The organism is Cyanothece sp. BG0011 (assembly GCF_003013815.1).
GTDB lineage: Bacteria > Cyanobacteriota > Cyanobacteriia > Cyanobacteriales > Microcystaceae > Crocosphaera.
Genome location: NZ_PRLH01000137.1, coordinates 91,132 through 114,661, shown reverse-complemented (window position 1 = coordinate 114,661; position 23,530 = coordinate 91,132). Strand labels below are relative to the sequence as shown.

The window sequence follows — 23,530 nt, the reverse complement described above, 5'->3', positions numbered from 1 at the left end:
TAATTATCCTGTGCATGATCTAACCTCCCCCAACCCTTCATCTATTACCACCGTCTCAGATATTATAGGGACAGTGATCGCAGTACAGGCCAATTTTTATCAAGTTTCCTTAGATCAACCCCTGATGGACTTAAATGATAGTCCCATCTCCCATTTACTGTGTACTCGACGAACTCGTTTAAAGAAAATTGGACAACAGATCATGGTAGGCGATCGCGTTATCGTTGAAGAACCGGACTATCAAGATGCAAGAGGGGCGATCGCTCAAGTTTTACCGCGCAAAACCGAGTTATCCCGTCCTCCTGTGGCCAATGCTGAGCAAATGCTTCTGGTTTTCGCCTTAGATGAACCTCCCTTAGAACCTTGGCAGTTAAGCCGTTTTTTGGTCAAAGCTGAGTCCACTGATATTCCCTGTTTATTGTGTCTCAATAAAGCGGATCTCCTGACCTCCACCCAACAAAAAACATGGCAGGAACGCCTAGAAAAATGGGGCTATAACCCTTTATTGATTAGTGTAATGACTTCTCAGGGATTAACCGAGCTAAGAGACTGTTTAAAGGAAAAAATTACGATTCTAGCTGGACCATCTGGGGTAGGAAAATCTAGTTTAATTAATACCTTAATTCCTGACGTTAAGCAACGAGTCAATCAAGTTTCAGGGAAGTTACAAAAAGGTCGTCATACCACTCGTCATGTCGAATTATTTGAGTTACCCGATGGGGGATTATTAGCCGATACTCCTGGATTTAATCAACCTCATTTAGATTGTTCACCTAGTCAATTAATTCACTATTTTCCTGAAGCAAGACAACAATTAGCACAAGGAAATTGTCAGTTTAGTGATTGTTTTCACCGGGGGGAACCTAACTGTATTATTGACGAAAATTGGGAACGGTATGAACATTATTTAACCTTTTTAGAAGAAGCGATCGCTCAAAAAGAAGCTACTCAACAAATGGCCGATCAAGAATCAACTGTTAAAGTAAAAATGAAAGCATCAGGGCAAGAATATTATGAACCTAAATTAGAAAGTAAAAAATATCGCCGAACGTCTCGACGACAAAAACATCAAAACTTACAAGATTTATATGAAAATCAAAGTTTAGAAGAGTTAGAACAATTTGAAGATGATTTAGATTTTTAATGGTCACTGTTAACTGTTCACTTCATCAAGATAAGCTAAAATTTCTTGACTATGTATTGCTGGTCTAACCCCTAAAAATCTCTCTTTTAAAATACCATCAGGATCAATTAAATAGGTATGACGCAACGACATTCCTGTTAAAAAAGATCCATAAGTTTTACTCACTTCTCCAGTGGTATCTGCTAATAATGGAAACTTCAAACCTTCTGCGTCACAAAACTCTCGATGAGAGTCAACATTATCTACACTAACCCCTAATATTTGAGTATTTTTAGCCTTATATTTCGGTAAATCTTGTTGAAAACGACGGGCTTCTAAGGTACAACCTGGGGTAAAATCTTGAGGATAGAAATATAATACCACCCACTGTCCTCGATAATCTGATAACGAGATGTCCCCGTCCCCTGTATTGGTGGGTAAGGTAAAATTAGGGGCCGGTACATTTAAAGGGGGTTGTGGTCCTCCTAACGCTAATGCAGGGGTTTGAGTCCCACAAACAATCAAAGCGATCGCTAATAATATAGCTAAAAGTTGACGGCGTAACATAACACTTCTCTACTTCAATTCTGTCTACTTTACATAAGTTTACAATAATTGTCATTCCGATTGATAGGAACTCAGTGAACTTTGGGTAAGCTAAGCATAGATAAGAACAAGTCAGCCAGATAAAGACTTGCCTTTGCAAAATATCGATAATAATGACAATTGATCTTTGTTCGGCCTGCGTCTCATGGAATCTCCTCATCTACCTCAGTATGACTGAGGTTTTTTACTATTTCTGTATCTTTAAATATTCTGTCTCCTGTCTCCCCGAAAGACCCTTAAACGTTACAGTATGTTGAGAAATGTATAAAAATCTACATCTTCGGTCACAAGAGACAGAAAGTCATGATAACTTCTATGGAGACAAGTTAAACAAACCGTTCGCAAGTCAGGAGGATTGTGTTAAAGATGGAAACAGCTAATGTTGCTCAGTCTGTTAATCAAGAAAACATGGGGGACTACGTTGCCCAGTTACAATTACACATGACACTACAAGCCAGAAATTTAGTTCCAAATTTGACCCACAATGGTGATTCTCGGCAGCAGCTACTCCAGGAAACTCAAGCAACGGTTGAAAAGTTAGCTTCCCGTCAAGGAATATCCTTCTAAAATATTATCTTCACCCTAATCATTCTCGGTCTAAACAGAGAGCATTAGTCAGAGAAAATAGGAAAAAATTAAATGGATTGAAGATAAATGGGCTTAAAAAACCTAAATTACAATTATGTGCTGATTGTTTTTTGATAAGAATTTAAGCCCTATTTCAATGGTTTTATCCCTGAAAATTACAGGGGGTTAAGCTCTAGGATTTTAGTTCGTCAAATCAGCTATAATAAAAACTGAGAGCAGAAAAAATTATAAAGATAAAAAAATTAAAAAGAGTTGTCAGTTTATTGTTAGTCAAATCTAAGCAAAGAGGGCGATAACAAGCATTTTAATAGTTATTTTTTATGTGAAAAAGGATCGAGGATTTATAAATTTTTCTCAAAAGTTTCACTATGTTATCTTAATTAGCTTAGAAAGGGTTCCCAAATAATTAAGTAGGGTTTTTTAGCTAATGACTCGACTTTGATCATGCCATAATGAACCAAAATCAGGTTTTTCAGTGTATTACCCTAGGTTAATACAAGCTAAAATAGTCTTAAGATGTACTTTTTCAACAATCTCTTCGATAAACTCTCGCCGATCTAAAAGCCTTACGAAGTACAGTTTACTAATTATCATAATTAAATATAATTAAAGAGAATTTTTAAGTTTGCCCTTATTGATTATGAAAATTAATTCAACCCTGAAACTAACCATCCTACTATTATTACTCATGTCAGGAGCCGGAACCGCCAGTGCTTTTTTAGCGTATCAAGCAGGGAGTCAGGCTTTAAAAGGAGTCAGTCAACCAGAAAACAATCCAACCAAGAAACTCACAGAAGGAAAGAAAAAATCCACCGAACCCACCGAATTTAAGCCCATTGACGAAAAAACGATCTTAATTAAAGTTTATAACCATACCCATCAGAAAAATAAAGCAGCCGCCTCTGGAAAAGAGCAAAACAAAGAAAATAACAAAACTGAAGACAAAACCAGTCAATCAACCGAAGAAACGCCTAATGATATAGAACCCTCCCAAACCGTTGCCAATTTGCCCTTACAAGTAACCGATCAAGGGGTAAAGTTAGAAGTGGATGAAGCCATCAACGAGGGGACGACTTTATCATTAAAAGTAAATTTACAAAATGAAGGTGCCACCCCAGTGAAATTCCTTTATAGTTTTTTAGAGGTAAAGGATAATCAAGGTCGTTCCTTAAGTGCTATTACAGAAGGACTTCCCGAAGAATTGCCGGCCAATAGTGAGAATTTTGTGGGTAAGGTCAAAATTCCCACGGCTTTAGTGGATGATAGTCAGAGTTTATCCTTGAATCTGACCGATTATCCCGATCAAAAATTGAAACTTAATATCGCCCAAATTCCTGTTATTCGATAATCCTTGTGATTGTCAGACGCTAAATATGACCACCCAAGATATTTTAATACGGGCCCTATCAATTCTGTTATTGATAGCCATTAACGCCTTTTTTGTCACCGCAGAATTTGCTCTGGTTTCAGTGAGGCGATCGCGGGTCAGTCAATTGGTCAAAGCAGGGGATATTCAAGCCCAAACCGTACAATCGTTACAACGGAGTCTTGATCGCCTCTTATCCACTACCCAATTAGGCATTACCTTATCAAGTTTAGCCTTGGGTTGGATAGGAGAAAGTACCATGGCTAAATTGGTGATGGAGGGATTGTCAAAATTACCCTTACCTCCTCTGGTGGCCAACAGTATCTCTCACAGTATTGCCATTCCTATCGCCTTTTTAGCCTTAGCCTATTTACAAATTGTCTTAGGGGAATTATGTCCTAAGTCAGTGGCTTTGATTTACTCAGAAGAATTAGCCCGTTTTTTGGGGCCTTCCATTGGGGTTATTGCTCAAGTGTTTAACCCCTTTATCTGGATTTTAAATCAGTCTACCCGTTATTTATTACGGAGTGTTGGGATCAAATACAACACCAACGGCGGTTATAGTCAAGTCACCCCAGAAGAATTACAATTGATTATTGCCACCGAAGGCGAATCCACTGGGTTAGAAGCCCAAGAACGGGCATTATTAAAAAATGTTTTTGAATTTAGTGCGGTGACGGCCGTAGAAGTGATGGTTCCCCGTACCCAGTTAGTGGCCATCGCTGAAACCGCCACCTTTGAAGAATTTTTGCAGGAAGTGACCCAAACCGGACATTCCCGTTACCCCGTCAAAGGAGACTCCTTAGATGATATTTTGGGGATTATTGATTTTAAAGATTTAGCCCAACCCCTGGCCCAAGGCGAGTTGATCGAAACCTCTTCGGTTCAGTCTTGGATCAAACCGGTTAAATTTGTCTCAGAATCAATGGCCTTAGATGAATTATTAGCCCTAATGCAGCGATCGCAACTAAAAATGGTGATGGTGGTGGATGAATTTGGGGGAACGTCTGGCTTAATTACCATACAAGATGTGATTGGAGAGATTTTAGGCAATGATCTTGAAGGGATCATCGAAGAAGAAGATACCCTGAAAATGATTGATGAACATAATTTTTTGATAGAAGCGCAACTCAATCTTGAAGAGTTAAATAATGTTTTAGGGTTAGATTTACCCTTAACCGATGAATATCAAACCCTGGGGGGCTTTTTGTTGTATCAGTGGCAAAAAATACCCAGCGAAGGGGAAACCCTTAATTATGAGGATTTATCGTTTACGATTGTTGATTCTGAAGGACCTAGGTTACGACAAATTCACCTCAGACGACAACCGCCTCAAGTCAGTGAACCTTTAGAAGAAGAAATAGAAGTACAATCATCAGATAACAGTGATGAAGGCTTGGCTGATTGACCTATGATGGAGAATAGGAGACTCGAACCCCTGACCTCTGCGGTGCGATCGCAGCACTCTACCAACTGAGCTAATTCCCCAGGTTTTCCTACAATCCATAATTATAACATTGAATGCTATTGTTTGTTATTATATTTAACCTAATTATTACCTGTATTAATTGTTATTTAGTGGTGAAACTATGGCAATTATATGGTTCCCTACAACAGATTACCTATCAATTAAACAATATTGAACAACAACTCGGTGAATTGTTTGCTCTCAACCGAGATTTGATAGTCAGGGGACAACAAGGAACCGCCCAACTACGACAATATTATCGAAGCTTTGTTATTCAAATAGCGATCGCTCAAAAAGTGTTACGAACCTTAAAATTGTTATGGAGAGTATGGTATCGACTGCCAAATTTGAGGCAATTGAACAAAAAAATCTCCTAACCCCCTTACTCCGTTGAACAGGGTGTAGGGGTTAGGGGATAGGGTGTCGGGGGTCAATTGAATACACCGTACAGGAGGACAAGACTGACTAGGTTTCCTCGTTAGCTTGATATGTCCGTGACGGTGGGGTTTTAAACCCAAAAGGATGTCAAAAGAGGTATAACATTGACTTGTGAAAATACCCCACACCCCACACCCTACACCCCACACCCAGGAGCAAAGCGACGATAACAATTTGTAACATAACCCTTAGCCTAGGGAGTCACGGGGCTTATTATGATGAAGTCAACCATTAAGTCAAGATAAAATGACGGGTGGGAGACAATCTTTACTCAGGCTTTGCCGTCAGAGTAAGATATCATCGATGTACCATTGATTTTTCCTATCTTGTGTACAACAAACGTTAGTCTTTTGTAACAAAAGGAAACAACTCTTATGAAACGATTGTTCGCTTTAATTCTCATTGCAACCCTGTGGTTTAGCTTTGCCCCTACTGCCTCGGCAGCCTACGCTAATTTAACCCCTTGTAGCGAAAACCCTGCTTACCAGCAAAAATCTAAGAATTTCCGCAATACCACCAATGATCCTCAGTCTGGTCAAAAACGGGCTGAACGTTACGCAGAAGCGTTATGTGGTCCTGAAGGCTATCCCCATCTCATTACAGATGGTAACTTAGCTCATGTGGGAGACTTTACTATTCCTGGTATCCTCTTTCTTTATATTGCCGGTTGGATCGGTTGGGTTGGCCGCGCTTATTTAATCGCCATTCGCGATGATAAAAATGCTGAAATGCAAGAGGTTGTCATCAATGTTCCTCTCGCTATCAGTAAGATGTTAACCGGCTTTGCTTGGCCCTTAGCAGCCTTTGGAGAATTAACCTCTGGCAAATTAACCGCCAAGGATAACGAGATCCCCGTATCCCCTCGTTAATTAAACACGATTTGCACTTTTTCATTGATCATTAATTGTTTGGAGAACTAATTCATGGAAGGTTTGACAAAGTTTTTATCCACTGCCCCTGTTTTAATTATGGCCTTGTTAACGGTTACTGCAGGGATTTTAATTGAGTTCAATCGTTTCTATCCTGATCTTCTTTTCCATCCTTTAGGATAAAAGATTCATTCATAACTCACGTCATTAATTTTTAAAGATTAGAGGTTGATAAAAGTGAATTTTATCAACCTCTTTTTTTTACATTTCTTGAATCATTTTACGAAAAAACATCAATATTTAAGCTCATATCTTGCACCTTCGCTAACACCCCCCACACCCCCCACACCCCCCTTTATAAGGGGGGCAGGGGGGTTAGGGGCAGGGGGGGTTAGGGGCAGGGGGGGTTAGGGGCAGGGGGGTAGGCAAGAGGCAAGAGCGGTGAGACCCCGCGCCTTCGCATCTGCGCAAGGGAACGCTCACCAAGACAGGCAAAAGTGTTCAATTTTGATGCTAAATTATTCACAATTGACTACCTTGTCATAATTATTAAGTTTATTAGTTTTGGTGCAAGATGTGAGTAAGGAAATCGAATCAATGACGATTAGGTATTTTCTAGCAAAACCAACTCACGGTAAACAAGGGGCTAAGTACCTGGACAAAAATAAACGTTACTGTCAAGTGAGCGGGGGAGTGCCGGAGCGCCGGAGCAGGGAGAGGGGTTACAGCTTGTTTACATTTCTCAAGACAGTTAATTATATTTATGTCCGACTACTTAAATTAAAATTTTAAACTTTTTAGACCTTTTATACTTTTAGAGAACATTGAAGAAATAATTCTATACTTTTAAGACTTAAGATTCAGGAATGATTAATGATAGAATTACGAAATCAAACTTAGAAATTTTAAAAAATATTAGGACAAGCTGATCATGAAAAGACTGATAGTTTGTTGTGACGGAACTTGGCAAGATTTAGAAAGTTCTTATCCTAGTAATGTGGTTAAACTCACTGAAGGCATTAAACCCGTCGCCGATGATGGGACACAACAAATTGTGTTTTACGATGCCGGAATTGGCACCGAAAGTCAAAAACTATCAGGAGGTGCAGCCGGAGTTGGCATTGATCGCAATATTCAAGATGGTTATCGGTTTCTTTGTCTGAACTATGTTCCAGGGGATGAAATTTATCTGTTTGGCTTTAGTCGGGGTGCATATACCGTGAGAAGTCTAGCAGGAATGATTTATTGTTCAGGGCTAGTAAAACGTCATTATGTGACCAACGCAGCAGAAGCTTATGAACTGTATCGCAACCGAGATATTAAACCTACAGATAATGAGGCCGTTGAATACCGCAGAACTTACGGCGATCGCGTTCCCATCACCTTAATCGGTTGTTTTGATACGGTAGGCGCTTTAGGAATTCCCATTCTACCCTTATTCAAAATCTTTCAACCTTGGTTACATCGGCGTTATGCCTTTTATGACACAAAATTAAACCGAGAAGTCCAGAATGCCATACACGCCGTAGCGATCGACGAAATTCGCGAAGTGTTTGATGTGACGCTGATGAGCAAAAATCCCCACGCCCCAAATCAACAACTTTTGCAAAAATGGTTTCCTGGAGATCATGGTTGCGTTGGTGGTGGAACAGAGGCTTATCGAGGGCTTTCCGACGGGGCTTTAAAATGGATGATTGATTCCATTGGAGAACTAGGATTAGGATTAGAATTTGACATCAGTGCGATTATCACAGGGGTAGAACCGGATCACCAATGCCAATTTAACAATGATCCAGGGTTCTATAAATTAGCAGGAATTAAGCTCCGTGAGGTCGGGGATGATCTAGAAGAACTCCATGATAGTACCCTTGAAAGACTGAAACAATTTGCAGACTATCGACCGAAAAATCTGGAAAAAATACTCAATAAAATTTTCCAAAATTGAGCAATAGGGCTGTTTTGTATAGCCTTTAATAGAAAGCATCCCAATTTTAACCGTTTTACCATTTTAGGAGAGTATCTTCTGATGACAGATCAAGCAGAGCAATTAAGAAGCAAAATTGAGCAATATAGAGATATAATTCCCAAACTTCAACCAAGACTCTTATTTCCTTTTTATCACTATCCATCAATTCTCATTACACAAAGAGTTACCCCCATCAAAAATCGGTTAGGGTTATGGCTGGTTTTTAGGAAGGTTATGGCTGATTTAAAGAAACAGAACTACGACAGAACTGAAACCGGTCCTTTAAACGTGAAATTACTGAGTGACAGTGTAGGAATTGTTAGTACCGTAGCTACTCGCTACAGCAAAGATGGACAGATATTAGCTACTTTTGGAGCTAGTTATACACTGCGTAAAGTAGAGGATGACTATAGAATTGTTGTTCTATGTATTCATGATGTAGATGCGGTTTCTTAGCACTATATCAACGATAGATTTTGTCTTGAACCTTTCTGCAATTTAACCCAAAAAATGAGGTCTATATTATGTCTTACCTAGAAAGGTATGATAGTATTCCCACGGAAAACCTTGAAGATAAAGTTAAAGTTATTAATCAGGGAGTTTGGACTGATTGGTCAGGTTTATTTAAAGAATTAAGAGAAAACCGTCCTATTTTTATTACACCTAAATTTGTTTTAGTTAGTTTATTTCCCGATGTTCAAGAGGTTTTATCTCGCTCAGAATTCTTCTCTGTGAGAGCATTTGCTCCGAAAATGGACCCCGTTTTTGGCCCTTGTATGTTAGCCAGAGATAATTCAGATCATAACTGGCGTGAAAAGTCAATAATGAGATCCGTATTACCCCTGGAGGATTTGCCAAGGGTTAGGAAAATGGCAGGAGAAATCGCCAAATCTGCCTTAGATAAATCAGCAACAAACCAAAAAATTGAGGTGGTTCATGACCTAGCGAAATTCGTTCCCATCAGACTTTGTGGTGATTACTTTGGCTTTCCTGGGCCGGATTTAGATACGATGTATCGTTGGGCAAAAACAACCCAAGACGATATGTTTAGAAACTTAACAAACGATCCTAAAATTCATGAGGCTTCGGTTCAATCAAGTAACGAGATGCGGGCTTATCTTACTGATTTATTTGAGGAAAAGAAATTTAAAGAAACGGAAAAATCCACCAACTTTTTCACTTATCTATCCCAGTTTTTCCAACCTCAAACAACGGAAGAGAATTACACTGCACCTGGAGATGTTTTTACACGGTTAGCTAATCTTAAATTTCCTCCCGATATTCCCTTCTCGAAAGAGAGAATTATTGCCCACATGATGATTTTCTTAGTAGGTAGTATTGAAGGAACTGCACAAGTTATTACTCAGGCCATAGACCAATTACTCAACCGTCCTGAAATCTTTCAAAAAGCCTTAGAAGCAGCGAAAGCTAATGATGACGAGACGTTTGATAAGTATGTTTGGGAAGCCGTTCGTTTTAATCCTTTTAGTCCCTTTCTGGTACGTTTTTGTGAAGCTGATTATACCCTAGCGGCCGGAACCCCCAGAGAAACGATCATTTCTCGTGGCAGCGTTGTTTTAGCGGGGGTAGGTTCAGCCATGTTTGATCCGGCTATTGTTAAAGATCCTGATGAATTTTCCATTGACCGTCCTCAGTATAACTATATGCACTTTGGTTACGGTAGTCATACCTGTGGCGGTGAACACATTGCCGGGGTTGTGGTTCCTGAAGTGGTTAAACAAATCCTGTTGCGGCCAGGGTTAAAATTGCTTCCTGGGGAGGAAGGCAAAGTTAAGTATCAAGGCTATATCCCCACCCGTTTTGTCGTTGGGTACGATCGCTAGGGGTTGACGGCCGTTGACCCCTACAGAAAACTGTAATCACGAAAAATCAAACAAAAAGAGAGATGGTTGATCTACTGCATAGTCTTTTTAAGCTGATACATGGGCAGAAAATGAAGCCCTTTGAGGGGATTCCTGGGCCTCCTCCCCGTTTTCCCTTTGGTAATGCTCTAGACTTCAAAAAAGCCTTGCCTTGGGAAGTCTGTGCCAAGTATGGGGAAACGTATGGGGGAGTCACGCAAGTTTGGCTATTGAGTCAACCCGCTTTAGTGGTTAACGATCCCCAATTGATTGAGGAAGTGCTGATCTCTCGGCAAGAATTATTCTATAAGGATAAACTCAAACAGGCTGCAAGCCCGATGATGACCGAAGATAGTCTCTTTCTTTTTCCCCATCAAGACAAAGATTGGAGCTTTATTCGCCAAAATCATCCCTTAAGCAGAGGCGATGTTCAGGAATGGTTAGGGGCGCAAGTTCCCATTCTTAAGCATCAGTTTAGCGAAACCATCCAAAACCTGGTGACTCGCTCAACTCAAGGCTCATTTCCCTTTTTCCCTGCCATGAAAAGGCTAATCTTTGACGGATTTGCCCGTGCTACGGTGGGGCAAGTTTTAGGGGATCAAGCTTTTGAAGATTACTTAATGATGGCGAAAATCGCCGATCAGCGTCTTCAGTCTCGCGGTTCCTATCCCGAAGAACCCACAGAACCTGAGTATCAAGCAGCTAGTCAGCGCTGGTTTGCCCTGTTTAACCAGATCGTTCAAGAAGCGAAAAATGACCCCACCGGGCCTGATTTACTCCGCTTGATGATTCGCCAAGGGGACTCCCAATTATCCGAACAAGCGATCGCTCATGTGTTTGCTGAAATTTACTTCAGTGCCAATTTTTCAACCCCAGGAGGGTTAACCAATACCCTCTACTTACTCGATCAAAATCCTCAATGGCGATCGCGTTTGGAAAATGTAGTTAAGAGTCTACCGGGGGATTCTCTCACCCTCGAAGATTTAGAGCAATGTTTACTCTTAGAACAATGTCTTTTAGAATCTTTGAGACTCTTACCCCCAGTGGCATTTTTTACCCGCAATACCCATAAGGAAAAAACCATTGCTTTTGCGGGTTATCAAATTCCCCCGGATACACCCCTATTTATTAGTAGTTGGTGTTTGCAACGAAATGCTAGTTATTGGCCCGATCCGTTGGTGTATAATCCTGAGCGTTGGGACGAAGCCACTCGTGCTGCCAACCCACTCGATAGCGACTATTTTTTCCCCTTTGGACGGGGTGAAAGAATTTGTGTCGGCAGATATTTTGGATTATTTATCATCAAATTAGCCCTAGCAACCTTTGTCTCTCAAGTCCAGACAAAGTTCGATGAAACCACCCCCTATAAAGCCTCTTTCCAATTAGGAACGAGATCCCCTGAAATCTTGAATGGAGCTTGTTTTCCCTTGGCTGTTCAAGCTAAGGGGTGAATTAGCAGCATTTGAGCAATTCCATCAGGGCTTTTGTCAACGTTAAAACCATTAAATCGATTTACAAGGAGTCACAATCATGGCAGAAAATGAAAGCAAAATCGGCAAAATTGTCGGTGAATTCAAGCAAGTTTTAGGGATTAAAGTGGCTGATAGTGCTTTAGGGAAAAAGAAAGCCGAAAAAGCCGCTAAAAAAAGTATTGTTCAACTTAAAGAACAGAAGTTTAATAAACCCCTAGATCAACTCAACAAAGTCACTGGAAAGTTAGTTTTCAGTGATACTAATAAACCCTTACACAATATTCAGTTAGAATTATGGGACAGGGATATTGGCAGACCTGGGGATTATTTAGGGACAGGAATCACTGATTATGATGGGAAATTTATCATTTACTATGATCCCAAAAGTGCAGGGTTTCTTGATACCCCTGATTTAGAGTTAAGATTGTTAGATAATCGCATTGCTTTTGATAGTGATGATCAGCCTGTTCCTACCTATCGGATTGCCTATATTATCAAAGGGCCAGATAATGTCAAGCAAAAAGAATATGATTTTGGGACTTGTTCAGTGCCTTACTGGTTATACAAACCCGATAGTCATTTTGCTCGTTTATTTTTCAGTGAACTAGAAGGGACACCCGATGATTATTCTGTGGGTCGTACCCTTGCTGGATATGATGCAGCCAGTAGTTTAGTTCCCATTAAAGCTAAGCACGTTATTACTCATACCCTCAACCCCAACGAACTGACTTTATCAGAAATTCAAGCAGCTTATCCCCCTAATTTAACCATCAAATTAGACCAAAACAAGCCAGGTTATAGCCGTAGCGATGAATATTTTGTGTCACGGGTTTTGAATGGGATGAACCCCCGTTTATTGAAGCGAAATAAAACCAATCCTAATCTCTTCAAGACCGAATTTAATTGGAATGACTACGAAAAAGATGATGACCACGACCTCAATAATGTCGAGGCATTTTTTGAATTAAAAGGAGATAATTTAGTTCCGACAGCCATTAAAGTTCAAAGTCGTTATCCTGATTCTATTGCCCCCCATTCTCCCTTAAAAGAAGCGGTTACTTATACGCCCAATGATGGGGAAAAATGGAACCAAGCGAAACGCATTTATCGGACTAATAGCTTCTTTGCCGCAGAAATGATTGAGCATTATATTAAAGCTCATTTACAGATGGAACAATACACCATCGCTGCTTTTCGTAACTTACGCAATAATCCCGTTCGTTTGATCTTAGCTCCTCACCTCAAAAGTTTAGTTAATATAAATCAACGAGCGGATGAAGTATTAGTATCCCCCACAGTGGGTTTAGTTACGACTAATGGACCCTTAACACCAGCTTCAGTGGTACAAATTTGTAAAGAAAGTATGGCTACCTATGATTGGAAAGGTTGGAAACCTCGTCAACCTGTTTGTGCGACCCATACTTTTGCCAAAATTGCTAATCTTTATTGGCAGGTATTAACAGAATATATTGATGAATTTTTTGAAGATTATCAAGAAGAAATCCTCAAAGAATGGATAGAAATTCGTCGCTTTTCTGATGATATTGTTGAACACAGTGTTGCTTATGAACCTCATGAACCCTGTGACTCTGCTCCCGATCCTGATTACGATTGGTATGATTACAATGAGCTTGATAAAGCAGATATTCCTAGAGCGACAGTTAATGGTACAGTAAAAGCCACTCGACCCATTACCACCTCAGATAAACCCAATGAGACAGATATCCAAAACTTAAAAGAATTCTGTCGTTATGTCGTCTATCACGTCACCTTATGGCATTCTTGGGTTAATGATTCTCAGGCTGATGAAGGAGGGGATATTTTCTACAGTTCCTTAGCATTACGCAATGGAAGTTTTGGTAGTGAAGATGATCCTAACATTGCCCCACCTATCTTAGAAGCAACCAATGTGATCTACATGGTTAATGTTCTAACTGCCATTAAATATGGCTATATTCTCAAAAATGAGGATGACGATATTCCTGAAGAGTTCAGAATCACATTATCAGGTTACAAGGATCAGTTTGCTGATTTGAACTACGATATTGGTAATATTCGCGCCCTAATCAACATTTAACTTCCACATTGAATTGTGATCTAAAACTTCAAAGTTTTTCAAGACATTTTCCTAGGGGTCAAAAGTTTTTGACCCCTAGAGCATTTATATGATGCAAAGTAAACTGTATACTGACATCTTGCACCAGTACATAAAAACCAAATAATAAACTAGAGAGAATCAATTCTCAATCAGTTACAGTCAAAAATAAATACCATTGCCCATTCCCTATTCCCTACCCCCCTGCCCCTACCCCCCCTGCCCCCCTTATAAAGGGGGGTGTGGGGGGTGTGGGGGGTTTAATCGAAGGTGCAAGATATGAGTATAAACATTTGTAAACCAAGCTTTAACCCTACTCCTGCCCCCTGCCTCCCAATACTGCCTAGGTTTTGGATTTTGACTTTTCTTTAAAGTAAGCAGAGGAGCAGGGAGTAAGGAGCTTCGGAGATGGATTTTCGGTTTTCTCCCCCGCAAGAAAGCTCCCTTCTCCTCGCGCGTTCACGCTTGTCGGGGAACCCGACCGGGGTCGCTCGTCTCCCTTGCAGTTTCAACCAGGGTTTTGAGCAAAACCTGCGTAGTATTGCCCTGCCTCCTGTCTTCTCCCTCATCTCAACTTGTAACGTTTATTTTTGTCCAGGTACTTATCAGAGCAACAATCTTAAAAAGTTATGTCGTTATGCTAGTTATCACATCACTTTATGGCATTCTTGGGTTAATGATGTCCAAGCTGATAAGGAGAAGACATCTTTTATCGTTCCCTAATCTTACTTAATATTTGTCCTTTGATTAATAATTATAAAACTTTTCTATCTTTGCAGAGATTTATTGAATCTAAGGCAGATATTTTCAGTCAATTTCTAAAGTCGGGGCAGTTAATAACGAGTCATTACGGAAAATCAGGTATTCAGACTGTAGATGAATTGTAATTGCAATTAAAAGGAGTAATTAAAACTATGACCAGTAACCCTAAAGATACCTTTCAATGGGTTGATCCAAAAGTGCGTTATCCTGGCGCACCACCTTACGTCATTGGACTTCCGAAAGGAGAAGGATTTAGTCCTTTTAAAATCTTCTTTTTTGATTTTACGGCTCTAATTTCTGTCTTAAGTTTATTATTAGCGCAAATTTCTCATATTTTTGGTTATTTTGCTAAACATGGAATTGAATTTAAAGGGGTTGCTGATTTTGGATTAATTGCATCGTTAGCACCTACCGATTACTGGGAAAAGTTAAAAGATTTAACTGGTTTTTTCAGACCTTTTACCCTTTTACCTAAACCTTTAATCGCCGATAAGTGGGAAGAAGATATACAATTTGGTCGGCAATTTTTACAAGGTCTTAACCCTGTTTTGATGAGAAAATGTAAACAAGAAGATATCGGAGTTGGTAGTAAATTTCCTGTAACAGAAGACCATCTTAAACCCTATTTAGGTGATAATTTTTCTGTTAAAACAGCGTTCGATCAGGATAAACTCTATCTAGTTGATTACGAAATTTTTGACGACATTATTGATTCTGCGCGAGAAGATCAATTAGGGCGTTATACCTGCTCTCCTTTGTGTTTATTTTATCTCAATGAGAAAGAAGAGTTACTACCCGTTGCTATCAAAATTAAGCAGAAACATGATCCCAATGCTCACCCTGAAATTCCAGAAATTTTCACTCCTAAATCTTCTAAAGCGGAATGGAAAGCTGCTAAGTTAGCTGTTTCTGCCACTGATATTGCCTATCAAGGGATTATTGCTCATTTACTGGATACTCATTTAGTTATTGAAGTTTGTACCGTTAGTACCTATCGAACTTTAACCCCCGATCACATTCTTTATCAACTGCTGAAACCCCACTTTTTTGACACCTTAGCTATTAATTATATGGCGCGTTCTGTTTTCTTAGGAAGAGGTGGCTTTTTTGATGCTACGGGGGCTTTAGGTTACACTAGCTCCAATGAATTATTAAGTCGAGCTTATTGGGGTAAAGGGTTAGTGACTAACTATCAAGGTAAACCTTGGGAATTCTACAAAAAAGCCTTACCCTATAGTTTAGAATCCCGTGAGGTTCAAGACTTACCTAACTACTACTATAAAGATGATGCGCTGTTGATGTGGAATGCGACGAAAAAGTATGTTAGTGATGTCATTAAAAATCACTACAAAGATAATCAAGGGGTTGAAAATGACGACCAATTACAAGCTTGGAAAAATGAATTAATTTCCCCCGACGCAGGAACGATTAAAGGATTACTTCCCCCAGAAAAAGCGTCTCAACTCACTGGAAAACTCAATAATGTTGACGATTTAATTGAGATTGTCACAACAATGATTTTCTTAGCAACCACGCAACACGCTGCGGTTAATTTCGGACAGTATGATTATGGTGCATGGGTAGCAAATATGCCATTTGCGTTGTATGAACCCTTCTCTTCTCTTTATACTGTTGAGAGTGAAGAAGAACGAGAAAAAATACTTTTAAAATGGTTACCCGGACGAACACAAACCATTAAACAAATTGTTTTAGTTAAAGTCTTAACCATTCTTCCTCCCATTACTAGCAAGAGTCTTTTAACCTTACCTAACCCCTTCAAACAAGAGGGGGATAAACAGGCTTTTAAGGACTTTAAAAAAGAGTTGAGAGGGATTGAATCTAAGTTGAAAGAACGTAACAATAACCTGAAACAACAAGGTAAAACGCCTTACGTTTATTTACAGCCTTCTCATATTCCCCAGAGTATCGCTATTTAGTTGTTTGAGTCATCAATAATTAAGTTTTAAAGTAGGCGAGTTAATTAGATTCGCCTATTTTTTTAGTCAAATGTTTATGAATGCAAATAAGTCTAATTGTTATAGTTAATTGGAAGACTATTAAGAAGTTGCTGATGATGTCGCCATTGAGGGATAAAAGAATTCATCAGTGACATAAATCTTTGATTATGACTCGGTTCAAGTAAATGAGTCATTTCATGAACAACGACGTACTCTAAACATTCTCGTGGTTTTTTAGCTAATTCTGAGTTTAGGCGAATATTCCTAGCTTTTGGGTTACAACTGCCCCATTTTGTTTTCATCCTTTGTACAAAAAATTGATTAACTTTTACATTCATTAATGTCTCCCATTTGGCAATTAATGGGGGTATGGCTTGTTTAATTTGTTTTCGATACCATTGATAAATAATAGCTTCTTTTTTATCTAGGGTTGTGCCAGGTCGTACTTGAAGTAAGAGGGTTTTATGTTCGAGGAAAATTTGAGGGGGATGATTTTCTTCAATCACTTTCAATAGATATCTTTCTCCCCAAAGATAATGACTTTCACGGTTAATATATTCTTTAGTAATCTCTCTTTCTTGTGTTTGAATTTTTTGCTGTTGTTTTTTGATCCAACTCAGTTTAGAAAGGGCAAACAGTCGGATTTTTTCTGATGTTATTTCAGGGGGTGCAGAAATACGAATTTCTCCGTTAGGAGGTTGAACAGTTAAGTAAATATTTTTGATGGGTTTTCTGACAACATTGATGTTAGTGTCACCAAGGCTAATAATTTCGTACATTGGTTTTATTTTAGTAGAGTAACCTTTTTTCTTTCTTTCTCCCTGCTCCGGCGCTCCCTGCTCCAAAGCTTGATACTATACTATCTAAAATGGATCTAGTATTAGTATTCGGGCTGCTCTTGAATGATGAGAAAAATACGCTCAACCTCAGCAATATCTTGATTTAAAAGGGCAAATAAAGCTCCTTTAATGGTGTTTTCTTTGGCTGTATTGCCTCGCCAGTCGTCTGCTCTAACTGTTTTAACCGTTGCATCAATTTTAAGGGCGAGGTTGAGATTTTGCTCAAGATTATTATATATCGCTAATTTTCCAGGGGTATCCAACGCCGCGGGGGTGTCGTCTTCTTTTCCTTGTTTAATTTTTTGGGCTAATTGTGCATAATGTTTTAAGAGTTCTTCGTAGGCGATCGCTTGATGTTTGCGCTGTTCAATAAGTTCATCTAAAAGAGTGGACATTTTGCCATAATAAGCAGGATCATAAAGATTGGCTTGAATAATTTGGCGACGGACATTATTTTCAATGGTTTCTGCGACAGTGGTTTGATTTTTCTTAATTCCATTCGGAAGGCTATTTATCGCTTGATGAATGCCGATTTTAGTGATCAGTTCCACTAGGGGAAGATGATCAAATTCTGAGATTTTGCGGGGTTCGGAGGCTTCGATGTAGGTGTCGATGAGATGGCGCATATCGGCTTCATAGGCTTTGAGATCCAAGGTTTCACCACTGGCGAGGCGAATAATCTCTCGGATGTCACTATAGTTTTTGATTTCTCGTTTAATTCGTTGGATGTCTTGAGGGGTATAACCGGCTTCTTCTAAGGAGTCTGCAATATTGCTATAGGCACGAATTAAAGCGACAGTCGTCCGATATAAGGCGGTTCGTTGGGGTTCTCGTTCCGTTAAGTCGCTCTTAATTTCAGTATTGCCACAAAAATAGTGAATATAGTCCTGTTCACTTTTTGGGGGTTCGACGGGTTCACAGAGCAATATAATGGCTTCTAGAGCATTATCTAACCGTTCTCGTCCTCTGGTAAGGCGATCTTGCAGTAAAATTTGAGGGTCACTATCATCGTCATCGTTGTCATCTAAGTCAGAGGTATAAACCCCTATGGCTGCTCCGACTTTTTCAAATAAGTCTTTATAACCGACAATATAACCGAAGGTTTTATCTTCTCCATCGAGGCGGTTGGTGCGACAAATGGCCTGAAATAATCCATGATCTTGCATTTTTTTGTCGATGTAGAGATAGGTGCAACTAGGGGCATCAAATCCGGTGAGTAATTTCTCAACTACGATGAGCAGTTTCATATTAGCTGGTTGTTCTATAAACCGTTTTTTAGCTTTTTCTTCGTAGGTTTCGGTTTTTGTCATCTTTGACTGTGGGGTGATATTTTGCAGCAGTTCGCTATAGGTGTTAAAAATAAATTCTTTATCGGTTTGAGTATTTGCCCCTGTATCTTCGGTAGTAATATCTTTAGATTGAGGATTATAAGAGGTAATAATGGCACATTTGCTTTTTAATTCAGTTTGTTGGAAGAGTTGATAATATGCACAAGCTTCGTAGATACTAGAAGCGACTAACATAGCGGTTCCTTTTTCATCACTGAGGCGAGGTTTTACATTAAAGTCGAAAACAATATCTTGTACAATGCGATTCATGCGAGATTTTGAACTGAGAACTTGCTGCAGGGTTCCCCATTTTTGGCGAAGTCGGGCTTTTTGCCAGTCATTAAGTCCTTTAGTTTTGACATCAAACCATTGATCAATTTTTGTTTGAGAACCTAAATTTTGATCCACATCTCTGGCTTCATATACTAAATCTAACACCACTTTATCCCTTACAGCTTCATCAAATTTGTAGGTGTGAATATAGTTACCAAAAACTTCTTGACTGGTTTGTTTATCTTTTTTCAGTAAAGGTGTGCCAGTAAATCCAATAAAGACAGCATCCGGTAAAATAGCTTTCATGGTGCGGTGAAGTTTTCCGCTTTGGGTCCGGTGACATTCATCAACAAAAACGAATATTTCCCCAAAAGCAGGGCTAGGGGTTGCTTTTAAATCTTTAATAAATTGCTCAAAATTATTAACATTTTTCTTGCCAAATTTATGCACAAGGGAACAAAGTAAGCGAGGGGTTGCTTGACTCAATTGAGCGATTAAATCCCTACCGCTACTGCTACGGTGAATCTTTTCTCCTGCATCTTTAAAAATCCTTTCTATTTGTTTATCTAATTCATCTCTGTCGGTAATTACGGCAACTCTAGCATGAGGATTATTTTCTAGAATCCATTTAGCTAAAAGTACCATAACAATACTTTTCCCACTTCCTTGAGTATGCCAAATAATGCCGCCTTTTTTTTCTTTTATCTTTTCTTGGGCTAATTTAACGCCAAAATATTGATGAACACGGGGTAATTTTTTTTGTCCCCCATCAAAGAGAACAAAATCATAAATCAGTTCAATTAAACGTTTTTTGTTACAAATTTTAAGCAAATATTTATCAATTTTGAGGCGACTATTATCTTCAATATCTTCTTTCCAATTAAGGTAATATTTTTCTGGTGTGCCTATTGTGCCATATTTTAGCCCTTCGGAGTCATTTCCTGCAAAAATAATTTGTATTGTACTAAAAAACCATTGATTAAATTCTTTATTTTGATTAGAAATATTTTGACGTATGCCATTTCCTAAAGAAACACGACTATTTTTAAGTTCAATGACTCCGATGGCGATACCATTAATATATAAAACGAGATCCGGCCGACGTTCACGGTTGCCTTTTAGGGTTACTTCTTCGGCAATATAAAAGTTATTTTTATCCCATTGTTTCCAGTTAATTAGTTTAATGGTTTCTGTATTTTTGCTAAGGTCAGTTTTAACTTGAATACCATAACGGAGAAGACTATAAACTGCTTTATTATTATCATAAAGACTACGGTTAAGGTTATTCGCTTCGCGGCTAAGGGTGTAAAGTGCTTTGGTAATTTGAGAGTCGGTATAACCCACTTCTTTGAGGTAAGTAGTTAGATATTCTTCTTCTATATTGCTATTGTTTTGACGATCTTGCCAGTTACCTAAATAAGTATAATTGAGTTCTTCGCAGAACAGTTTAATAATTCGCTTTTGGCTGACTCTTTCGGGTTTGGATACTTTCATAATTTGTTCAGTAATTATTCATTATTTAGATTCATTATATTTTAGTTAAGGAATAATCTGTAATGCTTGATTTCCTTTAATTCTATAAATTGTAAAATCTTTTCTATCTATAGTATGGCTACCAGTGGACTTGTATCGACAAGAATATTTTGACTCATAATTGACCAAATCCTTGTAAATAATCGGAATTTGTGCTTAAATCTGGGGGTAATTCTTCGGCGACTCCAATCACACCTAATTGAATAGCAAGATCGTAACAATTTTGGGGTTTACTAAGTTCTTTAAGATGTTTTTCTAAAGCTTCTAAAATTAGTTCTTGTTCAGTTTTATGAGTGAGTTTAGCGACTGTTTGTAATTGTTGTTTGATTTCTGGGTTTAATGATAAGTTAAATATAGTTTTAGATGAGTTGTTCATTTTTTTGTTCCTTAGTAAACTAATTTAGTCGATAATTTCATCGTATTGATAATGTTTAAATTAATCGAATCCTCCCCGTTAATAATTCCTGCATCATTCCCTGTTTTATTTGTCTCGTCTTCTTTAATCTTTCTTCTAACCCTTGAATCTCTTCATCCATATCTGTTAATATTTCGGCGATCGCTTTTTGTTCTTCTAGGAGTGGACATGGCAATTCTAAATGACGTAATTCTGTTAAACCAATACGTTTTCTTGTTGAACCTGTACTTGCATTCTCTGCTTTATTTCTAAAAATAGATGAGTTGATAACCGTATAAATAAAATAAGTATTAAAATATTTATTATCTACAGCTAAACGAATACCATCAGAACACATTAAATATCGTTTATTGAAATTAGGAACAATACAAGCTCTAGCAACGGGATCACCCATTTTTGAAAGAATGATATCACCAGGATATATATTACAAGTTAAAAGTTCATCAGCTTTACTATATGAAGTAAATAATTCATACTCATTTTTAAATTCTCCATCTCCTATATTTTGAAGCTGAATAATTCTTATCCCATTTGAAGTATAATCAGAAGATTTTAAATTAGAACCAAAGGGACCACCTGTAAAACTATAATTTTTATTTTTGTCAGCAATATCCCCCAATCTTTTAACCTCCCAATCTTCAGGAATCAAACCGATTTCAGTTTGCTTGTAACCTTGTTTAATTTCAAACCCCTTAAGTCGTCTTTTCCCTGTTAATAACTCCTGCATTGTACCCTGTTTAATCTGACGTTTCTTAGTGATTAATTCCTCTAAAGATTCGATGAGTTCGTCAATATCAGATAATGCGGCGGCAATTTTTTCTTGTTCGGTTTTGGTGGGTGGTACAGCAATTAATAAATCATGTACATCATTTCTATTTAATGTGGGAACACCAGAACCACTACAAAAACGTTCTAAGTTAATGTGCTTGTATAAATAATAAATATATTTAGGATGATTATTATAAAAATTAGTTACCCATAGAGCAGTATTATGAGGCCAATAATTTTGGGTTACATAATGAACATTACCAATTGTACCAGAACGTCCAGTTACAACACCAGGAGCAGAAACCATAAAAGTATTATGATAATTTGTTATCCCATTGGAATATACAACAGGGTAATCACCTCTTTTTAATTTAGATGTCGGTAAGTCAAAACCACGTTGTAATGGGGCTATATTTTTAATTCTTTTAACCTCCCAATCATCAGGAATTAACCCCACTTCAGACTGTTTAAAACCAGGAGGAATAGGAGAATGAGGCGTTAAAGATTGAGGGGTCATAATTTGTTTTTGGGGTTAACTATTGGTAAACGGATTAATGATTTTGAGTTGACGAGATTGATAGGTAATAATTTGATTATGTTGTAAATCTTCAGTAATTAACTAAAATATTATCTGGTATTTCTTTCTTCTCTAGAAAGAATAACATTTCCATCTAAACTAAATTGATTTTGCTCACACCAATTTAATAACTTTTGAATTTTATCTCGTTTTGACACTTCAATATCAACAGTAGATAGAGACACAGCAGCAATTAAAGACTGTGCTTTTTTTAGTTCCTCATCATTATTTACTTCAATAATTAATCGCATGGTTTAATATCCTCTAACTTATACTTATTATCTATTATATAACTCATCTCTCGAAGGTAAATCAAGATTATCGACAGCAATAAGATGAGCATAAACTCGTCTGTGTGGTTTAGCTTGAGTCGGAATTAAATCAGCTTCTGCTTGTAACTTTTCTTCTAATTCCCTAACAACTTGGTTAACTCTTTCAGTTGGTAAATTATCAGGTACATTAATAACAATTTGCATAGGTTAGTCCTTAATTTTTATCCAATAAATTTTATAAAGTCAGATGGTTTAAGAATAGGAAGTTTTCCCCGATAAGGATGGAGAATTAACAAATCTTGATCCCCTGTAATTAAGACATCTGCTATACCGTTTATTGCTACATCAAGATAGATATTGTCTTTCATATCTCGACAATCTGTAATAAACTCAGTAATCTCAATATATTGTACTGTTTCCCTCAGTTCATCTACAAAAGTTTGACGACGTACTAAAGAAATATAACGCTCAAACTTAGGACGTAAAATAACATTCTCGTATTCCGAAAAAGTCTGAGATGAAACTAATAAAATCCCTGTATCAAGAGCTTTTTGATAAGCTTGATAAGCGGTAGAGTTAGGCAATAGTATCGCGCTAACTAAAACATTAGTATCCAAAACATAGCGATTAAGACTCACTGTTAAGAATATCTTCTAAAATCTCTGGAGTTAGGCCATTTTTTTCAGCTTCTGCACCCATTTCTTGTGCAAGTTGCTTTAAGCGTATATTTTTCATTTTGACTAACATTTCATAATCTTTTATTGAGATAATTACTACATAATCTTGATCCTGTTTTTTAACAATAACGGGTTCTTGTTGTGCTGTATTCATGATACTAGGCAAGTTTTCTTGTGCTTCTGACAACGAAATTTGACGCATAAGACTTAATTCTTTTAAACAAATGACCTTGATAGTTAGATTATACCTAATAATTAAATTGTAAGGTGGGCAA

23 protein-coding genes and 1 tRNA gene are annotated in these 23,530 nt (G+C 38.1%); 14 read left to right on the top strand and 10 right to left on the bottom strand.

The annotated features are described in order from the left end of the window. The first annotated feature begins 10 nt into the window (after nucleotides 1-10). Nucleotides 11-1,144: a small ribosomal subunit biogenesis GTPase RsgA gene (rsgA, locus tag C4E06_RS16820; protein ID WP_107669096.1), complete on the top strand. Its 1,134-nt coding sequence runs from the start codon at nucleotides 11-13 to the stop codon at nucleotides 1,142-1,144. Nucleotides 1,145-1,153: 9 nt separating this feature from the next. Here the strand turns inward: rsgA and C4E06_RS16815 are convergent, their stop codons facing one another. Beyond that, nucleotides 1,154-1,690 (bottom strand): peroxiredoxin, encoded by a 537-nt coding sequence (locus C4E06_RS16815; RefSeq protein ID WP_107669095.1) that lies wholly within the window; start codon nucleotides 1,688-1,690, stop codon nucleotides 1,154-1,156. A 405-nt stretch (nucleotides 1,691-2,095) separates the two neighbouring features. Here C4E06_RS16815 and C4E06_RS16810 point away from each other — a divergent pair, with 405 nt between their 5' ends. From C4E06_RS16810 to C4E06_RS16800, 3 genes are all read left to right on the top strand, one after another. After that, complete coding sequence (locus C4E06_RS16810) at nucleotides 2,096-2,296, top strand: hypothetical protein (RefSeq protein WP_107669094.1); 201 nt, start codon at nucleotides 2,096-2,098, stop codon at nucleotides 2,294-2,296. Nucleotides 2,297-2,957: 661 nt separating this feature from the next. Continuing rightward, a complete protein-coding gene (locus tag C4E06_RS16805) occupies nucleotides 2,958-3,665 on the top strand; it encodes a hypothetical protein (protein ID WP_198648764.1) in 708 nt (235 codons plus the stop codon). Nucleotides 3,666-3,690: 25 nt separating this feature from the next. After that, a complete protein-coding gene (locus tag C4E06_RS16800) occupies nucleotides 3,691-5,091 on the top strand; it encodes a hemolysin family protein (RefSeq protein ID WP_107669093.1) in 1,401 nt (466 codons plus the stop codon). Nucleotides 5,092-5,098: 7 nt separating this feature from the next. Here C4E06_RS16800 and C4E06_RS16795 read toward each other — a convergent pair. Next, nucleotides 5,099-5,171: transfer RNA gene (locus C4E06_RS16795), tRNA-Ala, on the bottom strand. A 33-nt stretch (nucleotides 5,172-5,204) separates the two neighbouring features. On the opposite strand from C4E06_RS16795, the gene C4E06_RS16790 reads away from it, so the two are divergent. The 10 genes from C4E06_RS16790 to C4E06_RS16740 all read left to right on the top strand — a co-directional run bounded on the left by C4E06_RS16790 (nucleotide 5,205) and on the right by C4E06_RS16740 (nucleotide 16,552). Next, nucleotides 5,205-5,528, top strand: a complete 324-nt coding sequence (locus C4E06_RS16790; RefSeq protein WP_107669092.1) for a hypothetical protein — start codon at nucleotides 5,205-5,207, stop codon at nucleotides 5,526-5,528. 435 nt (nucleotides 5,529-5,963) lie between these two features. Continuing rightward, nucleotides 5,964-6,458 (top strand): Photosystem I reaction center subunit III, encoded by a 495-nt coding sequence (locus tag C4E06_RS16785; protein WP_107669091.1) that lies wholly within the window; start codon nucleotides 5,964-5,966, stop codon nucleotides 6,456-6,458. Between the two features lie 54 nt (nucleotides 6,459-6,512). Then, nucleotides 6,513-6,641 (top strand): photosystem I reaction center subunit IX, encoded by a 129-nt coding sequence (gene psaJ / locus C4E06_RS16780; protein WP_008275518.1) that lies wholly within the window; start codon nucleotides 6,513-6,515, stop codon nucleotides 6,639-6,641. Between the two features lie 748 nt (nucleotides 6,642-7,389). Beyond that, entirely contained in the window at nucleotides 7,390-8,403 is a 1,014-nt protein-coding gene (locus C4E06_RS16770) for a DUF2235 domain-containing protein (RefSeq protein ID WP_107669089.1), read from the top strand. Nucleotides 8,404-8,484: 81 nt separating this feature from the next. Further along, on the top strand, nucleotides 8,485-8,880 hold the full coding sequence (locus C4E06_RS16765; RefSeq protein WP_107669088.1) for a hypothetical protein: 396 nt from the start codon (nucleotides 8,485-8,487) through the stop codon (nucleotides 8,878-8,880). Between the two features lie 68 nt (nucleotides 8,881-8,948). Next, entirely contained in the window at nucleotides 8,949-10,268 is a 1,320-nt protein-coding gene (locus C4E06_RS16760) for a cytochrome P450 (RefSeq protein WP_107669087.1), read from the top strand. A 110-nt stretch (nucleotides 10,269-10,378) separates the two neighbouring features. Further along, complete coding sequence (locus tag C4E06_RS16755; RefSeq protein WP_157951175.1) at nucleotides 10,379-11,737, top strand: cytochrome P450; 1,359 nt, start codon at nucleotides 10,379-10,381, stop codon at nucleotides 11,735-11,737. A 79-nt stretch (nucleotides 11,738-11,816) separates the two neighbouring features. Then, the gene (locus C4E06_RS16750) at nucleotides 11,817-13,835 is read left to right on the top strand and encodes a lipoxygenase family protein (RefSeq protein WP_107669085.1); all 2,019 of its coding nucleotides are present in this window, start codon (nucleotides 11,817-11,819) and stop codon (nucleotides 13,833-13,835) included. Between the two features lie 426 nt (nucleotides 13,836-14,261). Next, nucleotides 14,262-14,576 carry a hypothetical protein gene (locus C4E06_RS16745; protein WP_107669084.1) on the top strand — a complete coding sequence of 105 codons (315 nt, stop codon included), beginning with the start codon at nucleotides 14,262-14,264 and terminating at the stop codon, nucleotides 14,574-14,576. Between the two features lie 191 nt (nucleotides 14,577-14,767). Next, nucleotides 14,768-16,552, top strand: coding sequence for a lipoxygenase family protein (locus C4E06_RS16740; RefSeq protein ID WP_107669083.1), 1,785 nt, complete (start codon nucleotides 14,768-14,770; stop codon nucleotides 16,550-16,552). A 92-nt stretch (nucleotides 16,553-16,644) separates the two neighbouring features. On the opposite strand, the gene C4E06_RS16735 is transcribed toward C4E06_RS16740, so the two are convergent. The 8 genes from C4E06_RS16735 to C4E06_RS16700 all read right to left on the bottom strand — a co-directional run bounded on the left by C4E06_RS16735 (nucleotide 16,645) and on the right by C4E06_RS16700 (nucleotide 23,457). Then, the gene (locus C4E06_RS16735) at nucleotides 16,645-17,352 is read right to left on the bottom strand and encodes a M48 family metallopeptidase (RefSeq protein ID WP_107669082.1); all 708 of its coding nucleotides are present in this window, start codon (nucleotides 17,350-17,352) and stop codon (nucleotides 16,645-16,647) included. 101 nt (nucleotides 17,353-17,453) lie between these two features. Further along, nucleotides 17,454-20,507: a type I restriction endonuclease subunit R gene (locus C4E06_RS16730; protein WP_232826277.1), complete on the bottom strand. Its 3,054-nt coding sequence runs from the start codon at nucleotides 20,505-20,507 to the stop codon at nucleotides 17,454-17,456. A 154-nt stretch (nucleotides 20,508-20,661) separates the two neighbouring features. Beyond that, the gene (locus C4E06_RS16725) at nucleotides 20,662-20,922 is read right to left on the bottom strand and encodes a hypothetical protein (protein ID WP_107669080.1); all 261 of its coding nucleotides are present in this window, start codon (nucleotides 20,920-20,922) and stop codon (nucleotides 20,662-20,664) included. Nucleotides 20,923-20,977: 55 nt separating this feature from the next. Then, the gene (locus C4E06_RS16720) at nucleotides 20,978-22,186 is read right to left on the bottom strand and encodes a restriction endonuclease subunit S (RefSeq protein WP_232826276.1); all 1,209 of its coding nucleotides are present in this window, start codon (nucleotides 22,184-22,186) and stop codon (nucleotides 20,978-20,980) included. Nucleotides 22,187-22,356: 170 nt separating this feature from the next. Beyond that, nucleotides 22,357-22,557 carry a hypothetical protein gene (locus tag C4E06_RS16715; protein ID WP_107669078.1) on the bottom strand — a complete coding sequence of 67 codons (201 nt, stop codon included), beginning with the start codon at nucleotides 22,555-22,557 and terminating at the stop codon, nucleotides 22,357-22,359. A 27-nt stretch (nucleotides 22,558-22,584) separates the two neighbouring features. Beyond that, nucleotides 22,585-22,782 carry a hypothetical protein gene (locus tag C4E06_RS16710; protein WP_107669077.1) on the bottom strand — a complete coding sequence of 66 codons (198 nt, stop codon included), beginning with the start codon at nucleotides 22,780-22,782 and terminating at the stop codon, nucleotides 22,585-22,587. A 17-nt stretch (nucleotides 22,783-22,799) separates the two neighbouring features. After that, nucleotides 22,800-23,216, bottom strand: a complete 417-nt coding sequence (locus tag C4E06_RS16705; RefSeq protein ID WP_107669076.1) for a putative toxin-antitoxin system toxin component, PIN family — start codon at nucleotides 23,214-23,216, stop codon at nucleotides 22,800-22,802. Beyond that, a complete protein-coding gene (locus tag C4E06_RS16700) occupies nucleotides 23,206-23,457 on the bottom strand; it encodes a type II toxin-antitoxin system Phd/YefM family antitoxin (RefSeq protein WP_107669075.1) in 252 nt (83 codons plus the stop codon). Before C4E06_RS16700 ends, C4E06_RS16705 begins: the two co-directional genes overlap by 11 nt. Nucleotides 23,458-23,530 lie beyond the last annotated feature (73 nt).